Here is a 25,661-nt window from a genome sequence, read left to right on the forward strand (position 1 = left end):
TCACTTCCGAAGTGCCCCGCAGCGAGTAGGCGCTGGAGCTAGACAATAAGAAAAGCGCAAGCGCCTATGGTCACGAGCGTAGGGCAGTGGAGAAAAACTTATATTTTCTTACCTTTCAAAAAAAGGATTTTTCCGTAATATGCCGAAATTTTAATAGAGATGAGGATGACAAGGCAGAGTGGAGGTGTTGCTATTGAAAACGTTTAAATTATGTAGCCTTGCTGTGTTGTTTGATGAAGATCAAAAGCACGGTGCTACGGATAGAGGGAAAGAAATCCCCCTTGTGGACGGACTGATTATTAATAAGGAAGAGGCTCAAAAAGATTGGCTTTTAGATGCTGTTATTACTCCAGAATGGAAACCATTTTTTGAAGAGTTTCAAAGGAATGATCAGCATTTTATGGCTGAAGTGACCATTACGAAGAAAACAAATGACCCTGCAACTCTTGTTTGCAATGTCAAGGCGATTAACGATTTACACGATAACGTAAGTATCCATTTAGATGGTATTCTAGTTGTGAAAAATGATGACCTTTCAGATATGCTTCTAAAAAATCTTATTAAAGAGGGATATAAAGGGGATAACCTCTTTGAAGAATTTAAACGGAGAAAAAAGGATAGGGGGCAAGCTATTCAAGGCATTTTATCAAACGTCTATAACCAAGTAAAACAAAAAGGGTATTATGATTCAGAGTCATCTTAGATTTGCGAACGTCTGCCATATTCTGGGGGCGTTCTTTTATGTGTTTTTTCCCATTGGAGAGGAGAAAGAGAAAAATGAATCGACAAATTACAATTACAGAGTATAAACCGGAGTTAGCGGGAGCGGTAGCAGAGATGTGGAATAAAAGCCGTGAAGGTTGGGGAGGACACTCTGACGTACGGACGGAAGATCAAGTGCTTAGTGAGGAGGCAAACTCCACGAATCTCCATACCTATATTGCTATGGATGGGGAGGAAGTGGTTGGGTACTGTGGTCTTTCGGAGTATCGGGAAGATGAAGGGGCGCTATATATTCCCCTATTGAATGTGCGTACGGACTACCACGGGAAAAAAGTCGGAAAGAAACTTGTGTTAAAAGCATTAGAAGAAACGATCAAACGGGGATGGCCGAGATTGGATTTAAATACGTGGCCAGGAAATACAAAGGCTGTGCCACTCTATAAAAAGTGCGGCTTCTTTTGGGAAAACCGGGATGATTCTGTCCACTTAATGAATTTTATCCCAGAGGTTTTAAACACCTCTTTGTTTCACGATTTTTTTCAAACGGCTGACTGGTATGAAGACAGTGTCCGTGAAATTGAAATTGCACCTGACGGTCAGGCAAATGGGGAGTTTGATTTTTATGATTATAAGTGGGAAAAAAATAGCCGGTTTTTATATGTAAGTGTGGAGAAAACGAGCCGCGGGATCTGTGCGTTTGAGACGGAACAGTTCAAAGTGGCAATGGAAATCGACCACCATGCCAATGTATTTGGAAAATCTTATCCTGTTCGTCTACATATTGAAAATCGAGGAGAGACGCCACTTGAGATTCAAGTGGAAGGTCAGAAACATCACAATATCGAAGTGACAATGGATAAAACTTTCGTAGTGGAGAATGAGGAACTTGTTACAGGGGAGTTTGTTGTTCTTCCTACAGAATCGAATCAAAGTACGAAAAAAACGCATCCTTCCGTTATGATAAAGGCGTTTATTAACGGGAAAGAAGTGACACTGAAAACAGGTGTTTTTCCAAAAGCACCAGTAAAATGTGAAGTTAAGCTACGGAATCAATACAGCTTTATTGGGAAAAAGGAAACGGCGTTTATTGAACTGGAAAACAACTGTCTGTCTCATGTGCAATTAACGTTCAGCTTACCTTCTGTAAAAGAGGTTGAGTTTTCGGAAAGGGAGTGGGTGATCCCACTACGAGCTAAAGAGAAACAGACGATTTCGGTTGATTATCATCTGCAGCGACACATCTTTTTTGACAAGTATGTGGAGATGTTTATCACATTGGAGAACGGGGATTCTATTGAGTATAAACAACGAATGAGTTTCCCCCTGAATACATTTGGAAAAAGTCTTTTTGGAGAGTGTCAAGAATATTATCACTTATTCAGCGGAATGACTCATGTTGCTTTAAAGAAGGAAAACAATGGATTACTATACGAACGGGGCAGGGAAAATAAAAGTAAGTATTGGTTCCTGTATCCGAAGCTCGGGAAACCATTTTCAGAAGAGTTTTCGATTAAGCAGGCAGATGCTGTTGAATTCTTTGATGACAATGACCGTCTTGGGATGAAATTGGCGTATACTTCCCGTGATTTTCCACAGGTTGCTCTTTATCGGATAGTGGAATTATCGAAGGAAGGATTAATGAGTCAGAATTACGAGATTGTCAACCGCGGGGAACAGATGACAGATCTCCACTTGAATTTTTATCTTACCTATTTCTTGAAAAATGCTTTCTTACCATATAATAACAAGCTCCTTTTTAACCAAGGATCTTACAATAAAGACGTAGCTGTTTGGGACGATAAGCAACTAACGGAAAATTGGTTCTTTGCAGAGCAAGAGGGTTCAAAAGCGGCACTCATCTGGGAACAAGGGATTCCAATTCACTTCCGTCATTGGAATGTACATTATCTGGAAGAGAGCTGGGAACATATAGGCCCTGGCGGAAGTGTATCTTCTAAAACAGTATGGTTTGGTCTTGACGTCTTCTCGTCTAAGGAGGAGGTACGGGAGTTTGCTTTGCAGGCTCACCCCACGGAAAGTCTGGTGGTGAAAAATCCAGTCCACTTATCCATAGAGGGGTCCCCCATTACCGGTTCAGAAGCAACGATCGTTTTTCGTTCCTATTTGAAGCGGAATGCAGAAGTTAATCTTGCTCTTTTCTTGGGGAAAGAAACGGAAGCCTCTTTTGTCACGGCCATGATGGATTCGGAACGGGAAGGGGTTTGGAAAGTGGATATCCCTGTCCAATCGCAGAACTCTATCCTACCGGTGAAGGTGAAGGGAACCCTTTCTTCCGAACAGGTAGAAGAAAGGACAGTTCTTTTTCTAGCTGGAGAAACTCCAATCAGTTTTGATGTAAATGAGGTAAGGGGTCATTCTTCCTATGAGGTGAATAATGGCGTGTTTACGATAAAAGCAGCCCCTGGTTTTTATCCTGGAATCTATTCCATGGAAGATGGAGATACAGAATGGCTCCATTCCTCCTTTCCAGAACCAATGCCTAAATCATGGTGGAACCCTTGGATTGGGGGAATCTCCTTTGGATTAGAAGAGATGTCCCAATGGAAAATGTTCCATTACCCTTCCACTGCTCAATTTGTATCGGTTGTGGACCAATGGGACCAGAAGTGGGAAGGGATACAGATCACGACAGTTCTTAAGGATCATCCTAAATATAAGGGAGCTATTTACCATCAGTTTGCTGTTACGAGACCAGGTCTGCCTGTCTTAGCCCTATTCAGTGGCATTGATCAACAGATAGGCCATCATTTTTTCGGTACGGCACAGTCTTTTCAAATCAACATTGATCCCACAGAGGAAGTTGGCACTGTCACTGTGACAGTGGAAGGGGAACAATCGAAGGAGTTTTCCCATCATCATCATGAAGCGGGGATTAGTGGATTAAAAGATGTCATCTTCCGGAAAAAGGGGGTTTTAAATCAACTCCATTTCCTTCCACGTGACTGTAAAGATATGGAAGTATATATGAACAAGCAAATCATCCTTGCGGGATGCGAAACATCCCTTTATACTGAATCGGGAAGTTTTGAAATAAGTGCACCACATTTCCTTGTTTTATCGGAGATTGCCTATAACTTGGAAGACTACGAGGCACTCCGAGCCATTCGATTTAAACGATAGAAAGGGGGAAACGGCATCGTGAAAATTATCGACGCCCACATCCATTTGTCTCATATCGAATCATTTTATAATACTGCGAAGACTCGCTCCCACTTGGACTACTCCGTATCTGGATTACAGAAAGAAATGAAGGAAAACGATGTCGTCCTTAGCATCGGGATGGGGTTGATGGAAGCGGGAGAGGGCTTTCCCGACCGTGCCCCTGCAACTCCTATGGGACTTGATATGTTAACAGAGCAAGTTCCCAATGTGGTATATTGTGCAGGTGTTAATCCATACCGATTGGGAAAACAGGAACTCCTTCAATTGGAAAAGGAGCTATTAAAAGAGGAAGTAGTGGGAATCAAAATCTACCTTGGCTATTACCCCTTCTATGCCTATGATACCGTCTATGGTCCGGTGTATGAATTGGCAAAAGCCCATGGTGTCCCTGTTGTGTTTCATAGCGGAGATACCTACTCGGAAAGGGGGCTCTTAAAATTTGCGCATCCGTTGACGTTAGATGAAGTTGCGGTCATGAATCGGGATGTCACCTTCGTAATGGCCCATTTCGGTGATCCGTGGATGCTGGACGGGGCAGAAGTGGTTTATAAGAATGGGAATATGTTTGCAGATTTGTCAGGTTTAATTGTAGGTGATAAGAGTGAGGTGAATCGAATCAGAAACACTCCCCACTTCTTTAACCATTTTAAACATGCTATCGCTTTTTGTGATCATTATGATAAGTTTTTATTTGGGACGGATTGGCCGTTGGTCCCCATGGAACCTTATATTGATTTCATTAAGGAGCACATCCCATCATCCGCATGGGAAGATGTGTTTTATAAGACTGCCACACGTGTTTTCCCTAAAATTCAGAAGCGTCTTTGATAGGTTAAACGGCAACACCCCTCCGTCTCAATGGAAGGGGTGTTCCTGTGACCGGTCCCCGTTAAAAAGACCTTCGATTTGCTGGCTCACCTGATTTTTTAAATGGGCATTCAAGTACTTGGCGGTAACGACATAGCCACGAAAAAAAATGGTATACTCTGAAAAGGTCTCATCGTGATCATTTAACTGAACTTTTAAACCAAGTTCTTTCATTTTTGTCTTTGTTGTGCGGAGATTTTTACTTAATTGATGGAGAGTCCTTTCTAATAAGTGAATATACGGATCTTTCAGCTTCATGGGTGCGTGATTCATTTTGGCAAGATCCTTCTCCAGCACTTTTCGGGCCAACTCAAATAAGATGTATGATTCAGTTATGTTTTCTTCTTCCACAGTGAGTTTGGCCATTAGTTTTCACCCCTTTTCTTCTAGTTTGGCCTGATAGTTATAAATTGGAGGGAAAGTGAAACTGAAAACACGAACTAATGTTCCCTTATTATCATTTTACTAATTCACGAAAAATAGTCAAGATAAATCATGGGGATGTTCTCTGGATGTTCACAAAAAAGTTCGGGGACTAAGGTCCCTGAACTTTTTGTGAACTACTCTTCCGTTTCTAAACGTGGGAAAAGAATGTTATTTTCTAAATGGACGTGTTGGAACATATCCGACTCTAATTCCTCTAACCTTTTAAATGTCATGCGATAAGTTGTGCAAGCCCCTGGAGGTAAGGTAAAATCATTAGTAATGTGGCGAATTTGTTTTAATAAAAATCCCGCTTCTTCGTGTTCTGATTCCAGTTCATGAATTCGGCTTAAAGCTACTGTTTTGTCAGTGGATGTTTTGGTGTTCTCATAATGACGGATAGCAGGGAAGATCACTTGTTCTTCCTTAATCATATGCTGCTCCAATTCCATTTTTAACTGATGGAATAACTGGTGAAGTTCTCCAAGTTCTGGATGACTCATGCCGTGAACACGGAAAATCTTCGTTACATAAAAGCTGAGATCGGGTAATTCCTCCACTAAGTAACCGTGGTGGCGGCGTAAAATATGATCCATCAATGAAGTGAAAGGTTCCTTTGTCCAATCAAGACGGTCTGATTCTTTTCTTTCCACAGCCTGTTCCTGTAAGGAGTGAAGGGTCTGTAAAATACTTCCTTCCTCTAATCCTTTTTCCTTAATGGCATCATGTAATGGACGGTTACCTCCACAACAAAAATCAATTTTATACTGTTTAAACAATTCATCTGATCGTGGTACACGTATTACAATATCACGTACAACAGAATCTCGTGTTAGTGTAAATGTAGAACTGGTCATTGTGCTTCCCCCTTTGTTAAGTTAATACTATGATAAGATAGGAATCGTCACTTGTCGGTGATTTGAATCACGATTGTAGTGAAAATGAAAATGAAAAAAGAAGGAGTGCTTTTGAAGTGAAAAAAATAGTTTTTTTAATAGTAATGTTATTTTTGGTTATATCTGCATGTGGACAAGCATCTGAAGAAGAGTCGGAAACTGACAGTGCTTCTGCTGGTGAAGGGGAAGTAACAGAGCAGGATTCAGTGGAAGAAGAGGATGAGGCTGACGATGCCATCCCATCTGATCTGGAAGCGAATCCTTCGGAATACCCTCAATTTCAAGCTGTCTCAGAAGATGAAATCGAGGTGATCATGCACACGAACATGGGAGAAATTCATTTAAAGCTTTTTCCAGAATTTGCCCCAAAAGCAGTGGAAAACTTTATCGCATTAAGCGAACAGGGATTCTATGACGGCATCATTTTTCATCGGGTAATTGAGAATTTCATGATTCAAGGTGGAGATCCAACAGGAACAGGTTCTGGGGGGGAAAGTATCTTTGGAGACACCTTTGAAGATGAATTTACCACCTCTTTAGCCCATTTCCATGGAGCGTTGTCTATGGCCAACCGGGGTCCAAATACAAATAGCAGCCAGTTTTTTATTGTTCATGCTGATGAAACACAAGTGAATGAGGAATATCTTGCTCGAATTGAAGCACAGCGAGGATTTGCCTTTCCGGAGCAAACGAAGGAACGATATTTAGAAGTTGGTGGAACGCCACACTTGGATTTTGGTCATACTGTTTTTGGACATGTGATTGGTGGCTTTGAAGTGGTAAATGCTATTGCAGGTGTTGAAAAAGGGGCTAATGACCGCCCTGTTGAGGATGTAGTAATTGAATCTGTGGAAATCGTTCAGTAATTGGAGAATACGAAGAAAAGACCGTTTTGGCCCCTCTGGTGAGGGCTAAAACGGTCTTTTTCAAAGGCTCTTTTCGTAAACTTTGTTGCTTTTTGAGAAAAGCTTGTAGAAGTGAAAGACGGCGACTCTAGCGACGAGCAAATCCCTTTGGATAAGCTACAGAGCAATGCTTTTAGAGAAAGAGACAGGAAAGCGAGGTGAAGACCACGCAGACACGGTTTTCGTCGGGGAGGCTGAGAAGGAGTTCGGTCAGAAGCTGGGGCAAGTTGTACTCTAACGAGCGGCTGGAGAAGGGGTTCGGTCAGAAGCTGGAGCAACTTGTTCCCGAACGAGCGGGTCGAGAAGGAGTTCGGTCGGAAGTTGGCTCAAGTTGTTCCCGAACGAGGAGGACGAGAAGGTTTTCGGTCAGAAGTTGGCTCAACTTGTGCCCGAACAGGGAGGCTGAGAAGGATTTCGGTCAGAATCTGGAGCAACTTGTTCCCGAACGAGGAGCACGAGAAGGAATTCGGTCAGAAGATGTCTCAAGTTGTTCCCGAACGAGGTGGCCGAGAAGGGTTTCGGTCAGAAGAAGAAGTTGTCTCAAGTTGTTCCCGAACAGGTAGGCTGAGAAGGGTTTCGGTCGGAAGATGCCTCAAGTTGTTCCCGAACAGGTAGGCCGAGAAGGGTTTCGGTCAGAAGTTGTCTCAAGTGTTCCCGAACGAGGTGGCCGAGAAGGATTTCGGTCAGAATCTGGAGCAACTTGTTCCCGAACGAGCGGGTCGAGAAGGAGTTCGGTCAGAAGATGGGGCAAGTTGTACCCGAACGAGAAGACCGAGAAGGATTTCGGTCAGAAGTTGTCTCAAGTTGTTCCCGAACTAGAAGGTCGAGACGGATTTCGGTCAGAAGTTGTCTCAACTTGTGCCCGAACGAGAAGACCGAGAAGGATTTCGGTCGGAAGATGCCCCAAGTTGTTCCCGAACGAGGAGGACTAGAAGGGATTCGGTCAGAAGATGCCCCAAGTTGTTCCCGAACGAGGAGCACGAGAAGGAGTTCGGTCAGAAGATGTCTCAAGTTGTTCCCGAACAGGGAGGCTGAGAAGGAGTTCGGTCAGAAGATGGGGCAAGTTGTACTCTAACGAGCGGCTGGAGAAGGGGTTCGGTCAGAAGCTGGAGCAACTTGTTCCCGAACGAGCGGGTCGAGAAGGAGTTCGGTCGGAAGTTGGCTCAAGTTGTTCCCGAACGAGGAGCACGAGAAGGAATTCGGTCAGAAGATGTCTCAAGTTGTTCCCGAACGAGGTGGCCGAGAAGGATTTCGGTCAGAAGTTGCCTCTAGTTGTTCCCGAACGAGAAGGTCGAGAAGGATTTCGGTCAGAAGTTGGCTCAAGTTGTTACCGAACGAGGAGCACGAGAAGGATTTCGGTCAGAAGATGTCTCAAGTTGTTCCCGATCAGGGAGGCCGAGAAGGATTTCGGTCAGAATCTGGAGCAACTTGTTCCCGAACGAGCGGGTCGAGAAGGATTTCGGTCAGAAGTTGGCTCAAGTTGTGCCCGAACGAGAAGTTCGAGACGGCGTTGGGTAACAAGTTGGCTCAAGTTGTTCCCGAACGGGGAGCACGAGAAGGAGTTCGGTCAGAAGATGTCTCAAGTTGTACCTGAAGGAGGCTGTTTCTTCCTCTACTAGTAAAGCTTTGTAGTATATCCGTCGAAACAAATCGCAGTGGATTCGACGAAGAAAGCCTCTTTGAGGCCGTGCCCGCGGCATAGAAGACACAGCGAAGAATGAGCGGATGCACTTGTTCCTGTGGTGAAAGAGGCCGCCTGTAGTGTATCCAAGCAAAAATTTTACTTTAAAAACAACCATCTATGCAAAAAGAGCCTTTTTTAAGAATTTTTAGTTTTTGGTATCTTCGGGCACGTTCTCCAGCTCCAACACCTACATCCCAGGACACATGATCTTCTCTTGTAAGTGGAAAATAATTATAAAATCACCACAAAACATTCAAATATCCATTTGATTGAAAAGGGGGGTATGGTGTATAATACATTCAAATGTACATTTGAATGAAAAAGGGGTGAAGATTATGTCTAAGGAAGATACTTGTGAAATTTATTGTTATGACGAAGAAAAGGTGAATCGTATAAAAGGAGATCTAATTAATGAAGACATTTCAGGTGTTGCAAGATTATTTAAAGTGATAGCCGAAGAGAGTCGCGCTAAAATTACATATGCCTTATGTCATGACGGGGAATTGTGTGTTTGTGATATTGCCCATATTATTGACGCATCCGTTGCGACCACTTCCCACCATCTACGCACACTTTATAAGCAAGGGGTGGTGAAATACCGGAAAGAAGGGAAATTGGCCTTTTATTCATTAGATGATGACCATGTGAAACAGTTCCTGTTAATTGCATTGGAACATATTAAAGAGGGGAAAACCAATGTCTAAACTAGAAGAAAAAACCTACCGGGTTCAAGGTTTTACTTGTGCTAACTGTGCAGCAAAATTTGAAAAAAATGTGAAAAGTTTACCAGGTGTCGAAGAGGCAAAAGTAAATTTTGGGGCATCAAAGATTACGGTAAAAGGTTTTACAACGATCGAAGGCCTAGAAAAAGCAGGGGCTTTTGAAAATTTAAAAATTCGGGATGACAAGGAACAACGAATACAACCAGTTTCTTTTTGGAGGAAAAAAGAGAATTATAAAGTATACTTGGCAACTGTATTATTACTAGTCAGTTTCGTATGGAAGATGCTATTGGGAGAAGAGAGCATCATCCCCGTGGTGGGCTTTGCTACCGCCATACTGATTGGAGGATATTCACTATTTATAAAGGGATTTAAAAATATCATTCACCTTAACTTCGATATGGCAACTTTGATGACGGTGGCTATTTTAGGTGCAGCAGCCATTGGAGAGTGGGGAGAAGGGGCGGTTGTCGTCATCTTGTTTGCCGTAAGTGAGGCATTGGAACGTTATTCTATGGATAAGGCAAGACAATCGATTGAATCACTGATGACTATTGCCCCTAAAGAGGCATTGGTCCGCCGTAGCGGAAAAGAGCAGATGATTTCTGTTGATCACATGGAAATTGGGGATGTGATGATCATCAAGCCGGGCCAAAAAATAGCCATGGATGGAATTGTCGTCAAGGGAATATCAACTATCAACCAAGCTGCCATTACAGGAGAGTCTGTTCCAGTGACAAAGACAGTGGAGGAGGAAGTGTTTGCTGGAACAATAAACGAAGCAGGGTTACTGGAAGTGAAAGTAACCAAACGGGTGGAAGACACGACCTTAGCGAAAATCATTCATTTAGTGGAAGAAGCTCAAGGAGAACGGGCCCCTTCCCAACAATTTGTGGACCGGTTTGCAAAGTATTATACTCCAGCGATTATCTTCATAGCCTTTTTACTGATTACCGTCCCACCTTTATTTTTTGGGGGAAACTGGGAGGATTGGATTTATCGAGGGCTTACAGTATTAGTAGTGGGCTGTCCTTGCGCGCTGATTATATCCACTCCAGTTTCCATTGTTACAGCCATTGGAAATGCAGCAAAAAATGGAGTGTTAATTAAAGGCGGCATTTATCTGGAAGAAATGGGGGCACTGAAAGTAATCGCCTTCGATAAGACAGGTACGTTAACGAAAGGAATTCCATCCGTAACCGATATGATATTATTCCATAACAATGAGCGGGAAATCCTGACGATTATTGCGGCAATTGAAAATGGATCCCAGCATCCCCTTGCGAAAGCGATTATGAAAAAAGCAGAAGAAAAAGGGATAAATATAAATGATGTTTCAGTAGAAGACTTTCAATCAATCACAGGCAAGGGCGTACAAGCTAGTGTTAATGGTCAAACTTACTTTGTTGGAAATCTTTTATTATTTGATCAACGATTCCATTCGGAGTTGCAAGCAACTATTTCAGAGTTTCAACACCGTGGAAAAACAGTAATGATTTTGGGTACAAAGAAAGAGATCTTAGCTATTATTGCAGTTGCTGATGAGGTGAGGGAGACGTCCAAAAATGTCATTCATAAACTACACGAGGCAGGGATAAAAAGAACAATCATGTTGACAGGTGATAATCAGCGGACAGCAAAAGCGATTGGAAAACAGATAGGAGTTTCCCATATTGAAGCTGATTTACTCCCACAAGATAAATTAAGATTAATAAATGAATTAAATGAAAAGCATCAAAGTGTTGCCATGGTGGGGGATGGTGTAAATGATGCCCCAGCCCTCGCTGCATCTACAGTTGGTATCGCAATGGGAGGAGCGGGAACAGATACAGCACTGGAGACAGCTGATATTGTTTTAATGTCTGATGACTTAACGAAATTACCATATACGATGTCATTGAGCCGAAGAGCTTTAGCAATTATTAAACAAAATATTACTTTTTCGCTCATGATAAAGGCAGTCGCCCTCCTCTTAGTGGTTCCGGGATGGTTAACACTTTGGTTGGCTATTTTTGCAGATATGGGGGCAACCTTGCTTGTTACTCTTAATAGCTTGAGACTATTAAAAGTAAAGGGATAAAGATGAGGGGAGTAAACCTCTTCGTTATCGTAAAAGATTAGCTGACATTATGCTAGGGTAGGGAATTGAATTTAGGAATTACAGAACGGAAGGAAAATAGTTACCGGAGGGAGGTTTGATCATCCATTCGGTAACTAACCCAACTCTCATCTACCTTATTATTCTGAAAATCAAATCCCAACTCCAATGTTACTCAAAAATAACGGTTGAATAGGCGCTGATGTGTAATACTTCGCCATCCCAAGACTGGTCATCGTTTTCTTGAAAAAACAAGTAATTTACCTCATCTTTTAACTCCAGTGTCTTATCTTCCCCTGTCAGGTTGTGAATGACCAGTAACTGTTGATCTTCCGTCTCTCGAATAAAGGCAACGATTCCTTGTTCCCCCGTTTCAGCTTCTTGGAGATCTCCATATAATAATGCCGGCTGAGAACGGCGTAAATGGATCCAAGTTTGATAATGTCTCCAAAGGGAAGTGTCATCCACTTTCAGTTTTTCAACGGATGGTGGATTTTCCCCAAGGTTATGCCTTGCTTGAATCCACGATGTTTGTCCTCCTTCACTGGGATCTTCATACCAAAGCATTGGTTCCCGTATATGTTCATCCGGTTTTTGACCCTCCATTCCTATTTCCTCACCATAATAAACAAAAGGACTTCCTGGTAAGGATAGTAGAAGGGAGGCAGCCATTTTTGCTCTATTTTCGTTCCCCTGTAATTCACTCATGACTCTGTTAATATCATGGTTTGTTAAAAAGGTGGAGATAATATACTCGTCAGAATATCTATTATAACGTTCTAGATCCCTTTGTATGAGGGATATGAGGCGATTTCCCCGTTCTCTTCGGGCAGCATCCAAAAGGTTTTCAGCAAGATCAAAGTCAAAGATGGAGTGTAAGCCATCTTCTAAATAAGGTGCTGTTACTTGAGGAATATCCCAAACCTCACCCACTAAGAGGACGTCTTCTTTTACATCTTCCATGGCTGAGCGAAATTCTGCCCACCATTCTAAGTTTTTTTCCTGTTCTCCGGGAAAAATATGTTTGGCCGCATCTAAGCGGAAACCGTCCACACCAACGTCATCTAACCAAAATTCACCGATTTCAATCATTTTTGACCTCACAGGAGGATGATCGAAGTTTAAATCCGGCATACGTTCCCAAAAGACACTCATATACTGATTTGGTTCAACACCATGCCAAAGATTTTGACCCCAGTCCCCCCGCGCATTTCTATTGGTATCTTCCTCTGCCCAAATATACCAGTCTCGGTATGGGCTAGTTTCGTCCATAAGCGCATCTTGAAACCATTCATGATCATAACTCGTGTGATTCACGACCAAGTCCATGATTACCTTAATGTCCCTATTATGAGCTTCTTCAAGAAACAGTTTAAAGTCATCGAGCGTACCATATTCAGGATTAATGTCCTTATAATCTGTCACATCATACCCATGATAACTTGGAGAAGGATTAATTGGCATAAGCCAGATAGCTTCTACGCCTAATTCCTCCAGATAGTCCAACTGGCTTGTCATCCCTTGTATGTCCCCGATCCCATCTCCTGTGCTGTCATAAAAAGCACGGACAAAGATCTCATAATACACAGTTTCAGGGAAATGATTAAGTAATTCCATCTCTGCCGATGGAAAATCGTTTGGTGTATAGGTGATCGTATCTTCGTCGTTGTTACAACCTACAACTAAAATAATGATAGCTAAACATAAAAATCGTGTTATCCAATTCATTTTCTTCCCCCTTCGAACAATAATGAAAACGTTTGCTCAATTATATTCTATTTGAAATACTAATTAGATTCAATAATTAATTGTTTCTAAACCTTTATATTAAGAAACCGATTGCACAGATAGTGCAGTTACTTGCTGGCTAGAGAGCATTTTCAAAAATATAAAAGCTCGTAATACGAAAAAAGAGCAGAGGTTTCCTCTGCTCTTTTATGTACTATCCAGTTAGTCCCTTATGGCATAATAAATCATCAGAATGAGCGTTGCCACTGCCAAGATAATAAAAGGACCGTTCATTAATGACCCATTTGCTCCATTTTCTTCGCCTGCAGCAAATACGGCAGAGAAGGATGTGAAAAAGAACATGAGTGTTACAAGTGCTGTAAATGCATGTTTGAACATTATGGAAATCCCCCTAACAAACTTTCAGTTGCTACTCTATTATTATAGAGTGCTTTTTATTATCTCGCAAATGGAATATAAAAAGTAATTAATAAACATCCTATAATTTATAGATCACGCAAAAAAAAAATCGCTTTTCAACAAATATTTACAAAATAAACCAAAAAAAGAAAGGGATATTTTCGCATAACTGTTATATAATAAAGTAAATAAAATTTACTTCTGTTTAGAACACTAACAAGGTAAATAACATATATATGTTAGAAATAGTACTATTTCAGTAAAGAAATATTGTGTAAAACTTCACATAATGTTCAAATTGTCTTACTATAACTTATTGTTTTAATACTATTGTTATATTACAATTAAAATGTACTTTGAGGAATGGGGGGATTCACGATGATCATGTCAAGCACAGAGTTTTTCAGAAACTTACCACCGAAAGAGTGTGCAAAATGTGGTGACACTATCGAAGAAATGGCCGATTGTTATTCACACGAATGTGATGATTGCGAAGGAGAAATCCATTGAATAGTAGTAATGAAACCCGTTCACAAGGTGTATGTGTGAATGGGTTTTTTATATTGTCAAAAAATCTAGCTCCGTTGTAAAAGTGTATCTGTCTTCATATAATCCAAAAGGAATCCCGCATATTATATAGAATTAAAAGGGATAGTCAGGAATGAGATGGGGGAAAGGAAATGATTGTTAAGGAAACAGACGATGGATACATATTAATTAAACAAGATGATCATGCGTTTATTTCTGGTGTTTTTGTGAAAAATTGGAGAGACGATATTTTTATGGGAGCTGATCAACGGTCAGTCGTTCATTACGCCATTGAACAACATGACACCTGTTGGCAGGAATTAGATGATCATCCAATTCTTCTAGAGGATAAGGGAAAACCAGCTTCCTTTGTGGAATATCCGTTACAGGATAAGATAACCGCATATCGGACCGGTGTTGACAAGATTTGCAAGGAGAACAAATATGCTGCACTTCTTATTAGCATGCACTATGCCAGCTTTTTTAAAGGGAATGTCGTTCCTGAAGGAGTGATTTACAGGGATCATGAGAAAAAGAGACAGGAAAAATTGATTCAAGAATTAAAACCTGATCAAAATACTGTCCTTACGTTCCATTTTGATCTATTACAATTGTGTGATAATTTATCCCTTTATATTTGCATGAATAAATGGGGAGCGTCGAAAAGGGAGGAATTGGATTGGTTTAGGGGGGGCTTTCCACAACAGTTACTGCCCATGAAAGGGAAACGGTTCTCTGCCAGCTGGTTGAATGAAAAAGAAGTGACACTGGACCCTTATCCTTTCCTTACCCGTTCGATTACAGTGACGATTCCTTACAGATTTATTGCAAAAGCAGAACTGAAGAGAAAATCGTTCCGTAACACCTATAAAGCGAAGGAGGAGCACTATCATTCCATAACGTTTCGCCCGTAGGAAGGGGGGAGGAACTGAGCATACGTCTTGTTTAATGAAAAACGAACGCCCGAAACCGAAACTAAAATCAATGGGGCTGAACGAATATAATTAAGATGCTGTCATCAAAAGGATAAACATTTTCTCTGAGACAGCATCTTTATTTATAGTATAAATGATTTAAATATATGGTGTTTCGTGTTTAACTTTCAACGTTTTCCAGCGTCGTTCTACTTCCGTTTCAAAATCCTTTAAAATGTACTCATTTTCTGGTTTAAGCATATGTTTTGTTTTCCCCATATATTTCAACCATTCTGGTAGATCAATTCGTTTATTTTTTGTCTCCGGGTTATACGTGATCGTTGTTTCTCCACGCTCCACTTCATAAAGTGGGAAGAAGCAGGAATCTACCGCCGCTTTCATGATCACTTCCCCGTCGCGATCCTCAGACTTCCAGTTTAGCGGACACGTAATAAGGATTTTCCCGTAAACAAGGCCTTCATTTTGCGCATACCACTGGGCTTTTGCAGCCTTTTTGATTAAATCTTGAGGGAATGCTTCCGTTCCTGTAAAAACATAAGGAATATTAGTAGCTGCCATAATTTGAGCTGTATCTTTATGGTGGAACGCTTTCCCTGGCTTATTCTTTCCTACCGTTGTGGTACTTGTCATGTGACCAATTGGTGTGGAGTAAGACATCTGCGATCCAGTATTCATGTACCCCTCATTGTCATACTCCAGAATAATCATTTTATGGTTTCTTAAAGCAGTCCCAACAGCAGAGCCCATTCCAATATCCATGCCACCGTCACCGGTAATCATGACAAAAGTAAAGTCATCATTAATGTCTACTTCACCGCGGTCTTTCATTTCAAAGAACGCTTCCAATGTTCCGGATAACGTAGCAGGGCCATTTTGGAATAAGTTGTGAATAAATGGTTGTTTATGTGAGCTGTAAGGATATGCAGTCGTTACAACGTACCCACAGCCTGTATGTAGTAGGATGACAGCATCTCCTTCTATTCCTTTGAAGAAGAGTTCTAATCCAGGGAAAATCCCACAACCTGGACAAGCTCCGTGCCCAGAAGCAAACCGTTTTGGCTTTTGAGTCAACTGACGGAGTGGGGGAATACGGACTTTTAATTTGCCCGATTCTTCGTCTTCTGTCACTTTGATTAAGCCTGTTTTATACGTGTCACCAGTCTGAGGTTCTATCACTTGTTGCAACTGTTTTTCCGGATCCCCTGCAACGTGTCCATAGTAATCAAATGGTTTTTCCGCATATCCAAGTTCTAATGCATTGATTGCCATTTTGAAAAAGTTTTCTGCGTCATCTGCATAAAAGTCTTTCCCTCCAAGTCCAAATACACGACTTAAAACAATCGTCTGATTCTCTTTATCCTCTTGAAGAGCAGATTTCACTTCATGGGTTAAGTTTGCACCATTTCCACCGTAAGAATCAGCACGTTCTCCAATGAGTAATGCTTGGACATTCTTTAACGCCACGCGGATATCCTCAGACGGAAATGGCCGAATAATATTAGGGCTGAAAACTCCAGCTTTAATCCCTTTGGCACGGAGGCGGTCGACCACATCCTTTGCAGATTCCGCAGCAGAGTTTAACAGGAAGAGGGCAACTTCAGCATCCTCCATTTGGTAAAGGTCCAATATATCGTAGTTTCGGCCGGATAGTTCTTCATATTCTGCACGAATATCATTATACACATCATAGGCACGATAAAGGGCTTCTGATTGTTGATAACTGTTGTTTAACAAGTCATCACCATTCATATGTGCTCCAATTGTAACGGGATTCTTCTTGTCAATAGAGGTGGGGAATCCTTTTGGCGCTTCTCCAACGAATCCCTGTACATCTTTACGGTCCTTGAAGTAATCTACTTTCCGTTTTTGATGTGATGTATAGAACCCATCATAAGCAACAATCACAGGTAATCGGACATCTTCATGTTCAGACAATTTGAGAGCCATAATGTTCATATCGTAAACGGCTTGTGGTGTGCGGGCAGATAAAATAACCCAGCCTGTATTTAAAGCGTAGTATAGGTCAGAGTGATCTCCACGAATATCTAATGGTCCACTTACAGCACGGGTCACTAAGTTCATGACCATGGGAAAACGGAGACCGGATTGTACTGGTAATTGTTCAATCATATACAGTAAACCATTGGCACTAGTAGCATTAAACACCCTTGCCCCTGTAGTGGCAGCGCCAAAGCAGATTCCTGCAGAACCATGTTCTCCGTCCGCTGCAATAAGTTCTATATCATGTAACCCCTTTGATTTCATTAAATCTAAATATTGTGCCACCTCAGTAGATGGTGTGATTGGAAAATAACCCATTACATGATAATTGATTTGAGCGGCTGCCATGGCAGCCATTTCATTACCTGATTCAAAGGTTGTCAGTTGTTCTGCACTAGTTTTCCTGTTTTGCTTCATACTTTCTTCAGTCATAGCCATTATCTGACCCCTCCTGTTACAAGTGGGAAGTTGTGCTTCACACGATTTTCTTCTGCGTAACCCATTGTTTCTTCCATGTCTTTCAGGGCATCTGTTGGACAAGCATCTACGCATTTTAAACAGCCTTTACAGAACTGATAATCAATCCCCTGTAAAAACATTTGCTTCCGTCCCCGTTTATCTTCTCCTTCTTTCCAAACAAAACATAGGTCCGGGCATACCGTATCACAGGCGGCACAGTGTATACATTCATTTGCATGGTAAGAAGGGAGGAATCCTTGGCGTGAACCAGATAAATCTTTGAAAATACTATTAGCCTGTGCGGTAATGATTCCACCAATCGGTTGCGTTTCAAATCCCAGTATTGGCTGAACTCTTGTAAATTCTTTACTCTTGGCATTTTTCGGTGCATCATATTTTTTAAATGTAACCTCTTCAAATCCCCGCTCAAATGTACGAATATTAGGCTCTACTAAATGTGGATATTTTTTTTCGAATGTTCTTCGAATGACGTTTTTCATTTTTTCTGGGTCTAAAAAGTCCAATACGCGGTAGAGAGCACCAAGCATAGCTGTGTTTACCTTTGTTTTTTCCTGATAGGCGATGGTTAAAGCATCGACGGTAGCTAGTGTGCCGTATTCTAAGTTTAAGTCTTCTTTAACAGCATCAAATTCCCTTTTTGTATTTACGAGAACGATTCCATCTCCATCTAAACCGCTTACAACGTTAACCATTTTATAGAGTGCTTCATGGAAAACACCAATGACATGTGGCTGTTCAATTGGTGAATGATCCCGTATTTCTGTTTCCGCATCACAAAACCGGACGAATGACTTCACTGGTGATCCTTTTTTCTCAGAACCATAAGATGAGAAGTTAGAACCGTTTAAACCTAGTCCCAGTACTCCTGCTTCGGCTAACATTTTCCCAGCTAAGTTTGCTCCTAGTCCGCCGATAGATTCTAGACGAATTTCGAAGAAGCCCAGCTCATTTTTCTTAGGCAAAATTGACATGTAACATCCCCCTCATAAGAAAAGTACCAAAATCCCTAAGGGCATTATAATGAATTCAGTAAATTTATGTAGTGATAAAAATCACATTTAGCCATAATGTTATTAAACAATAGACTAATACACTCTTATTTCTGATGAAAAAAACTTGATATATTAAGGTATTATGACAGAATTTTGATATAGTACAGTATGAGTGTTTTTGTAGAAACAGATTAGCAATTTACAGGGGAGTTCAAATATCTGAAAGAAGGGGAGGGAGGCGAGAAGCTTTGCGTGCCTAAAAATAATAAAGAGGGTGTCACTTAGGACACCCTTGATCTCATTAGTATTCTAATATGTTCTTGCACCAAGATAACGGTTGCTCCAATACGAATCACTTATGGAATTGATGGAGACACCAGAAGATGTTCCAGTATGGATAAATTGGCCATCACCGAGATATATCCCGGCATGGGAAGGGCCTTTTTTATATGTTTCAAAGAAAACAAAGTCTCCTCTTTTTGGTTCCGAAACAGAGGATGTTACATTCCAAATATCAGCGACAGACCGTGGGAGACTTATTCCAGCCTGATTATACAAATAGACAAGAAATCCGCTGCAGTCAAAGCCAGAAGGTGAGGTTCCTCCCCAAACATATGGAGATCCAATCAACCCTTTTGCCATTGAAATAATTCCCTCTGTACTGGAATCGGAGACGCTAGCTTGATTGTTACTGGAGCTGGTAGTTTGAGTAGAAGTATTGGATTGACTTGCTGCCCTTTGTGCAGCAGCTTCCCGTACTGCTGCAATCTCAGCTAAATCATTTGATTTGAGGAAATTAAACACTTGTTCTCCAGCTAAACCATCTACAGAAAGGTTTTGTTCTTGTTGTAATAAGCGCACCGCCTGATGGGTACCATTACCGAATACACCGTCAATTGCTCCCCTATAATACCCTGCTTTCTTTAAGAGTTCCTGCAATGTCTCAATATCCTTATGTTTATCCCCACGTTGAAAATAATTTCTTTTCTCCTCTTTTTTCTTTTCATTGAAATGCTGTTGTGCAATATATACAGTTTCCATATAATTGGGGTGATAAATATCGGAATACTCTTCGGAATCTTCCTGATCTGTGTCTACGATGTGTTTTGTTCCAACGAGGTGGGCAATTGTTTCTTCCCCTACAATTCCATTAATGGTTAAACCATGATCTTTTTGATAATGTTTTACAGCTTCCTTTGTTTTAGGTCCAAACATTCCATCGGTGTCATGTACATAATATCCTAATTCTTTTAAGTATGATTGAATCGTCTCCACTTTTGGCCCTTCATCGTTAAGGTATAATTCCGTTCCCTCAGGCCATACACTTTGAATGGAGTCGATATCAATTTCTAGTACGTTTTCTATTTCTGATCGAACTAATCGTAGTGGGGGGGACTCTTTAATTGAATCCTTAACAATGGTTCCAGATTTCCGTTCACTTAATGATGACACCGTTCGTAACGTTTCATTCGGTTTGGATTGGAATCCAGATACTTGCTGAGTGGAATGAAACATTGGTATAGTCTGAGCATAGGGACTAATTTGCGGCTGAACGGAATTCGACAATGGGAAATGATCCGGTGGATTCAGACTTTGTTGCTGAGACTGTCCTGAGAGTACTGGTGCTAGTGCCACAGCTGCTACAGAACTGACAATGACTTTTCCTTTGTGGTCTTTCCAATTTCTAATTGACATTCATTCTACCTCCCAGTCGTTCCTCCTTAGTTTAAAAAAACGTCTGCTGAAACTATATTATGTACAGTCATTAAAATTAGAACGGAAACCAAAAAAAAAGGAAAGATTGACTAGATAGTAAAACGGGAAAAGTAAAAATAAACTGATGTAAAGAAAGGAAGGATGTACTAATGTTGCTTGAAGGTAAAAAAATAGTTACTGTTGTGGATGAGGAGTTTGAAGATTTAGAGTTACTCTATCCCCATTACCGATTACAAGAGGAAGGGGTAATCTCACATATTGCAGGGAAGGAAGGAGATAAAATATATGTGGGGAAATATGGTGTTCCAGTAAAAACAGAGTATTCCTTCGAACAAATCAATGTGGAAGAATACGATGGTATTTTAATTCCAGGGGGATGGGCTCCTGATAAATTAAGAAGATATGATGAAGTGCTTAGTATGGTTCAGTATATGGACGAGCAGAAACGGCTTATCGGCCAAATATGTCATGCTGGTTGGGTATTAATTTCAGCAGGAATTCTCCAAGGGAAAAAAGTAACGAGTACCCCTGGAATTAAAGATGATATGGAAAATGCTGGAGCCATTTGGCATAATGAAGAAGTGATTATTGATGGCCATCTTGTTTCCAGTCGTCGTCCCCCCGATTTACCAGCCTATGGGAAATCACTTGCTTCTGTACTTGGTATTCTGTCAAAATAAAATATAAAAGGGCATCTGCTTTTCTTAAAAGGTAAGAAAGTATAAGTACTTGCACCTTCGGGCAAGATGTCTAGCTCCAGCGCCTACAGGCTCGGATCACTTCAGGCCTTTTCGGAAGCCAAAAAGCGGCTTCTGTCAAAGTCCTTCCAGTGACTTTCGCCCGTTACCAAGGCGCTTGCGCTTTTCTTATTCAGATGCCCTTCTCAACTTAAGTATATCTCTTTAGGAAGAGGGCTCTTACATATGGAAAAGGTATGTAAATGGATTGACAATATAAAGGATTCTGATCTGTGCTTGAGGGAAGTGAATCCACACTACCATAATAAAGATTTGCAGAGTTATCTTTCTTATTATCGTTTTGCAACAGAAAAAATTGATGAATACCGTTGTGGTTTATTAAAAGTAAATTCTAAAAATCTGTTTATTCAATTCTTTCTAAAAGACTATTCAAAGGCTACGATCTTCCTTGTTCATGGATATTTGGACCATAGTGGCGGGTTAAGTAGGACGATTAATTTCCTTTTGGAAAATGATTATCAAGTTGTTGTGTTGGACCTGCCGGGACACGGTTTTTCAGAAGGAGAAGAAGGTGTCATTTCCAACTTTAAAGACTATTTAGTAGCTGTAGAAGAGGGGTATAGAAATATACATGAGTTCATTTCCGTTTCGCTACTCTATGGTTTTGGACATAGTACAGGAGGTGCATTGTTGTTCCATGCCGCTTCTGAAAATAAAATACAGTTAAACGGAATTATCTTAGTTGCACCTCTTTTTTACCCGTATCGGTGGAATTTGATAAAAGGGTTTTTGTTGTTTATTGGCAAATACATTCCAAGAAAAAAAAGGTCATTTAAAAAGAATTCAAATGACCGTGTGTACAGAAATTTCATTAAGCACGACCCGCTGCAAGTGAAGGTACTTCAATCTGCATGGGTTAGGGCTATGAATGAATGGCAAGCTGATTTTACGGATTGTCCCAACTTAGATCACCCAGTTTATTTTATTCAAGGGACAAAGGACAAAACAGTTGATTGGCAGAAAAATATTGCGTTTTATCGTAATAAGTGCAGTAAATTTCAAGTTGCCCTTTTCCAAAGGGGACGTCATCAATTATTGAATGAGCGGGTTGAAATCAGGGAACTTGTCCATCGCCAGGTTGTTTCATTACTAAATAGTTGGTCCAATGCTTCCAAAGAACCGAAAAAATAACTAACATACCTAAGAGGAATAATCCTCCTAACAGGAATGGATGACCAAAACCGTCATGCATCACCCCAGCAATAAAGGAACCAAAAACTACGCCAAGGGAGTAGGCAGCATAAAATATTCCAAACGCTTTTCCGCGGTCACTTTTCGTAGATACTTCTACAACCATCCGGTTCATGGAAGGAAATATAAGAGAGAAACCGATACCGTAAGATACAATAGCCAATGTGATACCATAGATAGCATCAATAAAACTTAATGAAATTAAGGCGACTCCAATTATTCCCATCCCCAAGCAGATTAATGTTTGGGGTTTATTTTTATCAAATATGTGATTAAGGGGGGTTAAAAATATCACTAAAGCCATTATTCCAAAACTGCTTAGTAAAACACCTGTAATACTGGAACTCCATCCAAGGAGTTCCATTTTAAGTGGAAAGGCGTATGTTAATATACCCATACTCACCATTAAAGAGAATCCGCTAAAGATGGCTTGAAATAGGAGAGGGTTTTTTAATAGGCTTTGAAAATCGCTTAAGCTGACTTCCCTTCGTTCTGTTATTTTAAATGACTCTTTTAATCCAAGAAAAGCCGCAAAAGCTGTGATTAAAAATAAAAAAGCAACAAAATAAAAAACCATTTCAATGGAATAACGTGCTGATATCATTCCTCCAAGAGCAGGTCCAATGATCGCGGCTGTACCGATACAGGCACCTGAAAATGCCATTGATTTACCTCTTCGGTTCTTGGGAGCAATATCACCTAAATAAGCAAAAGCAGCTGGAATAAGTGCTCCACCAGCTAATCCATGAAGAAGCCTTGTAAAAAATAAAGCCCATCCGGTCTGAGCAAGTGGATACAAAAACAGTGTTATCGATACAAAGAGCATTCCATAACAGAGGATTTTTTTACGACCGTAACGATCAATCCAGTGACCTGAAATGCCGTTGCCAATCATATTCGCTAAGGAATAGACAGCAATGATCATGCCAGTTAGAATACTGGATGCACCTAGAGATTGTGCATATGGCGAGATCACAGGTAATTGAATAAATGTATCTAAAAAAGCAACTATGATAAGGGAATAAAATAAAATTAGCATCGAATCGGTTACCTCACTTTCACTATTATCATACACGTATTCTATTTTTTCAGCCAATGATAAATTTCAGATATATAATATTCCCTTTTGTCCACGGTGTTTACTAAATTCATGTAAGGTTTTACTACCAAATGATCGCAAAAAAAGAGACTGGATACTAGTGTTTTTATTTAATGATAAATCCGAACAAAATGATAGGTGATACAATCATTAGCTCTAGCCATATACTCTGCTATGGTTGTATACTATCGGATTTTCATTTAAACACTTGTTGTGTCCAGCCTCTTCATTGTATTAACGGAAATTAATTAACTTGCGGCTTTTTTATCAGTTATGTTTAAATCTTGTTGTTTGCGTAAACGATGAACATCAATTCTTACTAAAAAAGTGGTAATAAAGGCTACGATAAACATGGCTGAAAAAATATAGAGCATACTTTGATAACTTCCTGTTGTTTCCCGTAACCAAGCAGTCAAGATCGGTCCCACTAATCCGGCAGCTGCCCAAGCAGTTAGAATATAACCGTGAATTGCACTTAATTGTTTGGTTCCAAACATATCTCCAATGTAAGCTGGAATAGATGCGAATCCACCGCCGTAACAAGTAATCGCAATAAATAGAACCACTTGGAATAATACAATATGAGTGATACTTGGTAAAGCAAAGAAAGCAATAATTTGAATTAAAAAGAATGCAGTATATGTGTTTGTTCGGCCAATATAGTCAGAGAAGGAAGCCCAAGCGATACGTCCGGCACCATTAAATACGCCAATTAATCCAACCATTGTAGCAGCTGCTGCTGCACTCATTCCTACAAATTCCTGTGCCATTGGCGATGCCACTGAGATAATGGCAATACCACATGTAATATTAATAAATAGCATAATCCACAAATACCAGAAACGTTTTGTTTTTATAGCTTCATTCGCAGTTAGTTGGGCTAAGTCTTTGGAAACTTTTGCTTTTACGTCTCCTGCTTTGTTATCGAAACCAGCAGGGACCCAGCCCTTTTTAGGTGGTGCTAAATATTGAGCAGAACAAATGATAATCACGAAATAGGAAGCCCCTAAAATAAAGAAGGTGTACATGAGACCTACAGAATTAATTAAAAAGTTAATGATCGGACTACTGATCATGGCTGCAAAACCAAATCCCATGATTGCTAATCCTGTTGCAAGTCCCCTACGGTCTGGAAACCATTTCACAAGGGTAGAAACCGGTGTAATGTAACCGACACCAAGACCAATTCCACCGAATACTCCATAAAATACATATAAGAGATAGATGTTTTCAAGCAATATAGCCAATCCTGAACCGGCAATACCTACTCCAAAGAAACAAGCAGATAAGATACCAGATGTTCTTGGACCGTATTTTTCAACAAAATGTCCTAAAAAGGCAGCTGATAGTCCTAAAAATAGGATGGCGATACTAAATGTGAGTTGCACATCTGTTAATTCCCAATTAAATTGTTCAGTAAGTGGTTTCGTATAAACGCTCCATGCATACACCGAACCGATCGAGATATGAATCCCAACTGCTGACAAGGCAATCAGCCAACGATTTTTTGTTTTCTCCATTGTTATTTCCCCTTTTTTCTGTGATAGTACATCCAAGACGCTGAATCAACCAACTTCTTAAATTAATTGTGTTAATTAGTTCTGATTATAATTGTACATTAGTTCACAAATGTTAGTAGACCCTAAACATGAAGATTTATTGAACATAATTGGAAAAATGACAACCATTATGTTTTCTTATTCATCCACAAAAAAATCCCTTCGAACATGAAGAGATAAATAAAAATTGGTCCCCACTTTGCCGTTGTTCCAAAGTCTTAATACCCGCACTCCTGCAGGTGGGTAATTTCACTATTTTTTTCAACGTCCCTTCGAATGTGGAGGGCTTGTTGGCTAAAATAGATAATTAATTTCCCGTATTAAAAATATCGGTTTAAGACATTATGAACTGACGTGCATCGTAGGACTTTATGATGTTTTCTACTGAAAATATATCATATGTTTCTCCGATTAAATAGTGGAAACACGAGGTGTTGGATGAAATGATTTCCATTACCATCTATTTATGAAGGTCCGGTTGAACCATTTTTATTTGTCGCTTTTTTCAATTTTTTAAGTACTTGAAATTTAAGTTTCTTTTCCGTCAGACTAAACCACATAATGACAATTCCTAAACAGTTAAAGAGGAATACAAATCCAATAATGATTAAGACAAAAATCTCGGTATTAATGATTGTTTTGTAAACCCACAGGTCAAATATAGTCATAAATGACACATCCTTTTTTCTCTATCGACTTTATTTTTCTATTAGGGAGAATGAATTATTCTAATTGTTTCATACTAATTGAGAT

20 protein-coding genes and 1 other RNA gene are annotated in these 25,661 nt (G+C 40.3%); 10 read left to right on the forward strand and 11 right to left on the reverse strand.

Features of this window, described 5'->3' with window-relative positions; translation table 11 throughout:
• Positions 1 to 184: 184 nt before the first annotated feature.
• The 3 genes from KS419_RS23995 (at position 185) to KS419_RS24005 (ending at position 4,734) form a co-directional block, all read left to right on the forward strand.
• The gene (locus tag KS419_RS23995; protein ID WP_343215122.1) at positions 185 to 703 is read left to right on the forward strand and encodes a YwpF-like family protein; all 519 of its coding nucleotides are present in this window, start codon (positions 185 to 187) and stop codon (positions 701 to 703) included.
• Between the two features lie 74 nt (positions 704 to 777).
• Positions 778 to 3,864 (forward strand): GNAT family N-acetyltransferase, encoded by a 3,087-nt coding sequence (locus KS419_RS24000; protein WP_217069638.1) that lies wholly within the window; start codon positions 778 to 780, stop codon positions 3,862 to 3,864.
• 18 nt (positions 3,865 to 3,882) lie between these two features.
• Positions 3,883 to 4,734, forward strand: coding sequence for an amidohydrolase family protein (locus KS419_RS24005; RefSeq protein ID WP_217069639.1), 852 nt, complete (start codon positions 3,883 to 3,885; stop codon positions 4,732 to 4,734).
• Between the two features lie 27 nt (positions 4,735 to 4,761).
• Here the strand turns inward: KS419_RS24005 and KS419_RS24010 are convergent, their stop codons facing one another.
• On the reverse strand, positions 4,762 to 5,139 hold the full coding sequence (locus KS419_RS24010; RefSeq protein WP_217069640.1) for a YhjD family protein: 378 nt from the start codon (positions 5,137 to 5,139) through the stop codon (positions 4,762 to 4,764).
• 194 nt (positions 5,140 to 5,333) lie between these two features.
• Positions 5,334 to 6,053: an iron-sulfur cluster repair di-iron protein gene (ric, locus tag KS419_RS24015; protein ID WP_217069641.1), complete on the reverse strand. Its 720-nt coding sequence runs from the start codon at positions 6,051 to 6,053 to the stop codon at positions 5,334 to 5,336.
• A 116-nt stretch (positions 6,054 to 6,169) separates the two neighbouring features.
• On the opposite strand from ric, the gene KS419_RS24020 reads away from it, so the two are divergent.
• The 3 genes from KS419_RS24020 to KS419_RS24030 all read left to right on the forward strand — a co-directional run bounded on the left by KS419_RS24020 (position 6,170) and on the right by KS419_RS24030 (position 11,483).
• Positions 6,170 to 6,958, forward strand: coding sequence for a peptidylprolyl isomerase (locus KS419_RS24020; protein WP_343215120.1), 789 nt, complete (start codon positions 6,170 to 6,172; stop codon positions 6,956 to 6,958).
• A gap of 2,058 nt (positions 6,959 to 9,016) precedes the next feature.
• Complete coding sequence (locus KS419_RS24025) at positions 9,017 to 9,385, forward strand: ArsR/SmtB family transcription factor (protein ID WP_217069642.1); 369 nt, start codon at positions 9,017 to 9,019, stop codon at positions 9,383 to 9,385.
• Entirely contained in the window at positions 9,378 to 11,483 is a 2,106-nt protein-coding gene (locus KS419_RS24030; RefSeq protein ID WP_217069643.1) for a heavy metal translocating P-type ATPase, read from the forward strand. The genes KS419_RS24025 and KS419_RS24030 overlap by 8 nt, the downstream gene beginning before the upstream one ends.
• A gap of 189 nt (positions 11,484 to 11,672) precedes the next feature.
• Here KS419_RS24030 and KS419_RS24035 read toward each other — a convergent pair whose 3' ends face one another.
• Both KS419_RS24035 and KS419_RS24040 read right to left on the reverse strand, forming a co-directional pair.
• Positions 11,673 to 13,229 carry an alpha-amylase family glycosyl hydrolase gene (locus tag KS419_RS24035; RefSeq protein WP_217069644.1) on the reverse strand — a complete coding sequence of 519 codons (1,557 nt, stop codon included), beginning with the start codon at positions 13,227 to 13,229 and terminating at the stop codon, positions 11,673 to 11,675.
• A 222-nt stretch (positions 13,230 to 13,451) separates the two neighbouring features.
• Positions 13,452 to 13,628 (reverse strand): hypothetical protein, encoded by a 177-nt coding sequence (locus KS419_RS24040; RefSeq protein ID WP_217069645.1) that lies wholly within the window; start codon positions 13,626 to 13,628, stop codon positions 13,452 to 13,454.
• A 399-nt stretch (positions 13,629 to 14,027) separates the two neighbouring features.
• On the opposite strand from KS419_RS24040, the gene yhfH reads away from it, so the two are divergent.
• Together yhfH and KS419_RS24050 are read left to right on the forward strand one after the other, a co-directional pair.
• Positions 14,028 to 14,159 carry a protein YhfH gene (yhfH, locus tag KS419_RS24045; RefSeq protein WP_217069646.1) on the forward strand — a complete coding sequence of 44 codons (132 nt, stop codon included), beginning with the start codon at positions 14,028 to 14,030 and terminating at the stop codon, positions 14,157 to 14,159.
• Positions 14,160 to 14,329: 170 nt separating this feature from the next.
• The gene (locus KS419_RS24050) at positions 14,330 to 15,091 is read left to right on the forward strand and encodes a DUF3891 family protein (RefSeq protein WP_217069647.1); all 762 of its coding nucleotides are present in this window, start codon (positions 14,330 to 14,332) and stop codon (positions 15,089 to 15,091) included.
• A gap of 159 nt (positions 15,092 to 15,250) precedes the next feature.
• On the opposite strand, the gene KS419_RS24055 is transcribed toward KS419_RS24050, so the two are convergent.
• The 3 genes from KS419_RS24055 to KS419_RS24065 form a co-directional block, all read right to left on the reverse strand.
• Positions 15,251 to 17,551 (reverse strand): thiamine pyrophosphate-dependent enzyme, encoded by a 2,301-nt coding sequence (locus KS419_RS24055; protein ID WP_217069648.1) that lies wholly within the window; start codon positions 17,549 to 17,551, stop codon positions 15,251 to 15,253.
• On the reverse strand, positions 17,551 to 18,564 hold the full coding sequence (locus KS419_RS24060) for a 2-oxoacid:acceptor oxidoreductase family protein (protein ID WP_217069649.1): 1,014 nt from the start codon (positions 18,562 to 18,564) through the stop codon (positions 17,551 to 17,553). Before KS419_RS24060 ends, KS419_RS24055 begins: the two co-directional genes overlap by 1 nt.
• A 330-nt stretch (positions 18,565 to 18,894) precedes the next feature.
• A complete protein-coding gene (locus KS419_RS24065; protein ID WP_217069650.1) occupies positions 18,895 to 20,280 on the reverse strand; it encodes a C40 family peptidase in 1,386 nt (461 codons plus the stop codon).
• A gap of 170 nt (positions 20,281 to 20,450) precedes the next feature.
• On the opposite strand from KS419_RS24065, the gene KS419_RS24070 reads away from it, so the two are divergent.
• Together KS419_RS24070 and KS419_RS24075 are read left to right on the forward strand one after the other, a co-directional pair.
• On the forward strand, positions 20,451 to 20,981 hold the full coding sequence (locus KS419_RS24070; protein ID WP_217069651.1) for a type 1 glutamine amidotransferase domain-containing protein: 531 nt from the start codon (positions 20,451 to 20,453) through the stop codon (positions 20,979 to 20,981).
• Between the two features lie 243 nt (positions 20,982 to 21,224).
• The gene (locus KS419_RS24075; protein WP_217069652.1) at positions 21,225 to 22,190 is read left to right on the forward strand and encodes an alpha/beta fold hydrolase; all 966 of its coding nucleotides are present in this window, start codon (positions 21,225 to 21,227) and stop codon (positions 22,188 to 22,190) included.
• On the opposite strand, the gene KS419_RS24080 is transcribed toward KS419_RS24075, so the two are convergent.
• The 4 genes from KS419_RS24080 to KS419_RS24095 form a co-directional block, all read right to left on the reverse strand.
• Positions 22,114 to 23,289, reverse strand: coding sequence for an MFS transporter (locus KS419_RS24080; protein WP_217069653.1), 1,176 nt, complete (start codon positions 23,287 to 23,289; stop codon positions 22,114 to 22,116). The genes KS419_RS24075 and KS419_RS24080 overlap by 77 nt on opposite strands.
• 308 nt (positions 23,290 to 23,597) lie before the next feature.
• A complete protein-coding gene (locus KS419_RS24085; protein WP_217069654.1) occupies positions 23,598 to 24,869 on the reverse strand; it encodes an L-lactate MFS transporter in 1,272 nt (423 codons plus the stop codon).
• A gap of 226 nt (positions 24,870 to 25,095) precedes the next feature.
• Positions 25,096 to 25,279: non-coding RNA, 6S RNA (gene ssrS / locus KS419_RS24090), on the reverse strand.
• A gap of 93 nt (positions 25,280 to 25,372) precedes the next feature.
• On the reverse strand, positions 25,373 to 25,576 hold the full coding sequence (locus tag KS419_RS24095; RefSeq protein ID WP_217069655.1) for a hypothetical protein: 204 nt from the start codon (positions 25,574 to 25,576) through the stop codon (positions 25,373 to 25,375).
• Positions 25,577 to 25,661: the final 85 nt, after the last annotated feature.

The sequence above is a fragment of the Evansella tamaricis genome, from assembly GCF_019042215.1.
Taxonomy (GTDB): domain Bacteria; phylum Bacillota; class Bacilli; order Bacillales; family Salisediminibacteriaceae; genus Evansella; species Evansella tamaricis.

What these genes read in the sequence shown, in the direction of transcription:
- KS419_RS24000 (WP_217069638.1), top strand. Translation starts at nt 778, where the DNA reads ATGAATCGACAAATTACAATTACAGAGTATAAACCGGAGTTAGCGGGA.
- KS419_RS24010 (WP_217069640.1), bottom strand. Translation starts at nt 5,139, where the DNA reads ATGGCCAAACTCACTGTGGAAGAAGAAAACATAACTGAATCATACATC.
- ric (WP_217069641.1), bottom strand. Translation starts at nt 6,053, where the DNA reads ATGACCAGTTCTACATTTACACTAACACGAGATTCTGTTGTACGTGAT.
- KS419_RS24025 (WP_217069642.1), top strand. Translation starts at nt 9,017, where the DNA reads ATGTCTAAGGAAGATACTTGTGAAATTTATTGTTATGACGAAGAAAAG.
- KS419_RS24030 (WP_217069643.1), top strand. Translation starts at nt 9,378, where the DNA reads ATGTCTAAACTAGAAGAAAAAACCTACCGGGTTCAAGGTTTTACTTGT.
- KS419_RS24035 (WP_217069644.1), bottom strand. Translation starts at nt 13,229, where the DNA reads ATGAATTGGATAACACGATTTTTATGTTTAGCTATCATTATTTTAGTT.
- KS419_RS24040 (WP_217069645.1), bottom strand. Translation starts at nt 13,628, where the DNA reads ATGTTCAAACATGCATTTACAGCACTTGTAACACTCATGTTCTTTTTC.
- yhfH (WP_217069646.1), top strand. Translation starts at nt 14,028, where the DNA reads ATGATCATGTCAAGCACAGAGTTTTTCAGAAACTTACCACCGAAAGAG.
- KS419_RS24050 (WP_217069647.1), top strand. Translation starts at nt 14,330, where the DNA reads ATGATTGTTAAGGAAACAGACGATGGATACATATTAATTAAACAAGAT.
- KS419_RS24055 (WP_217069648.1), bottom strand. Translation starts at nt 17,551, where the DNA reads ATGGCTATGACTGAAGAAAGTATGAAGCAAAACAGGAAAACTAGTGCA.
- KS419_RS24060 (WP_217069649.1), bottom strand. Translation starts at nt 18,564, where the DNA reads ATGTCAATTTTGCCTAAGAAAAATGAGCTGGGCTTCTTCGAAATTCGT.
- KS419_RS24065 (WP_217069650.1), bottom strand. Translation starts at nt 20,280, where the DNA reads ATGTCAATTAGAAATTGGAAAGACCACAAAGGAAAAGTCATTGTCAGT.
- KS419_RS24070 (WP_217069651.1), top strand. Translation starts at nt 20,451, where the DNA reads ATGTTGCTTGAAGGTAAAAAAATAGTTACTGTTGTGGATGAGGAGTTT.
- KS419_RS24075 (WP_217069652.1), top strand. Translation starts at nt 21,225, where the DNA reads ATGGAAAAGGTATGTAAATGGATTGACAATATAAAGGATTCTGATCTG.
- KS419_RS24080 (WP_217069653.1), bottom strand. Translation starts at nt 23,289, where the DNA reads ATGCTAATTTTATTTTATTCCCTTATCATAGTTGCTTTTTTAGATACA.
- KS419_RS24085 (WP_217069654.1), bottom strand. Translation starts at nt 24,869, where the DNA reads ATGGAGAAAACAAAAAATCGTTGGCTGATTGCCTTGTCAGCAGTTGGG.
- KS419_RS24095 (WP_217069655.1), bottom strand. Translation starts at nt 25,576, where the DNA reads ATGACTATATTTGACCTGTGGGTTTACAAAACAATCATTAATACCGAG.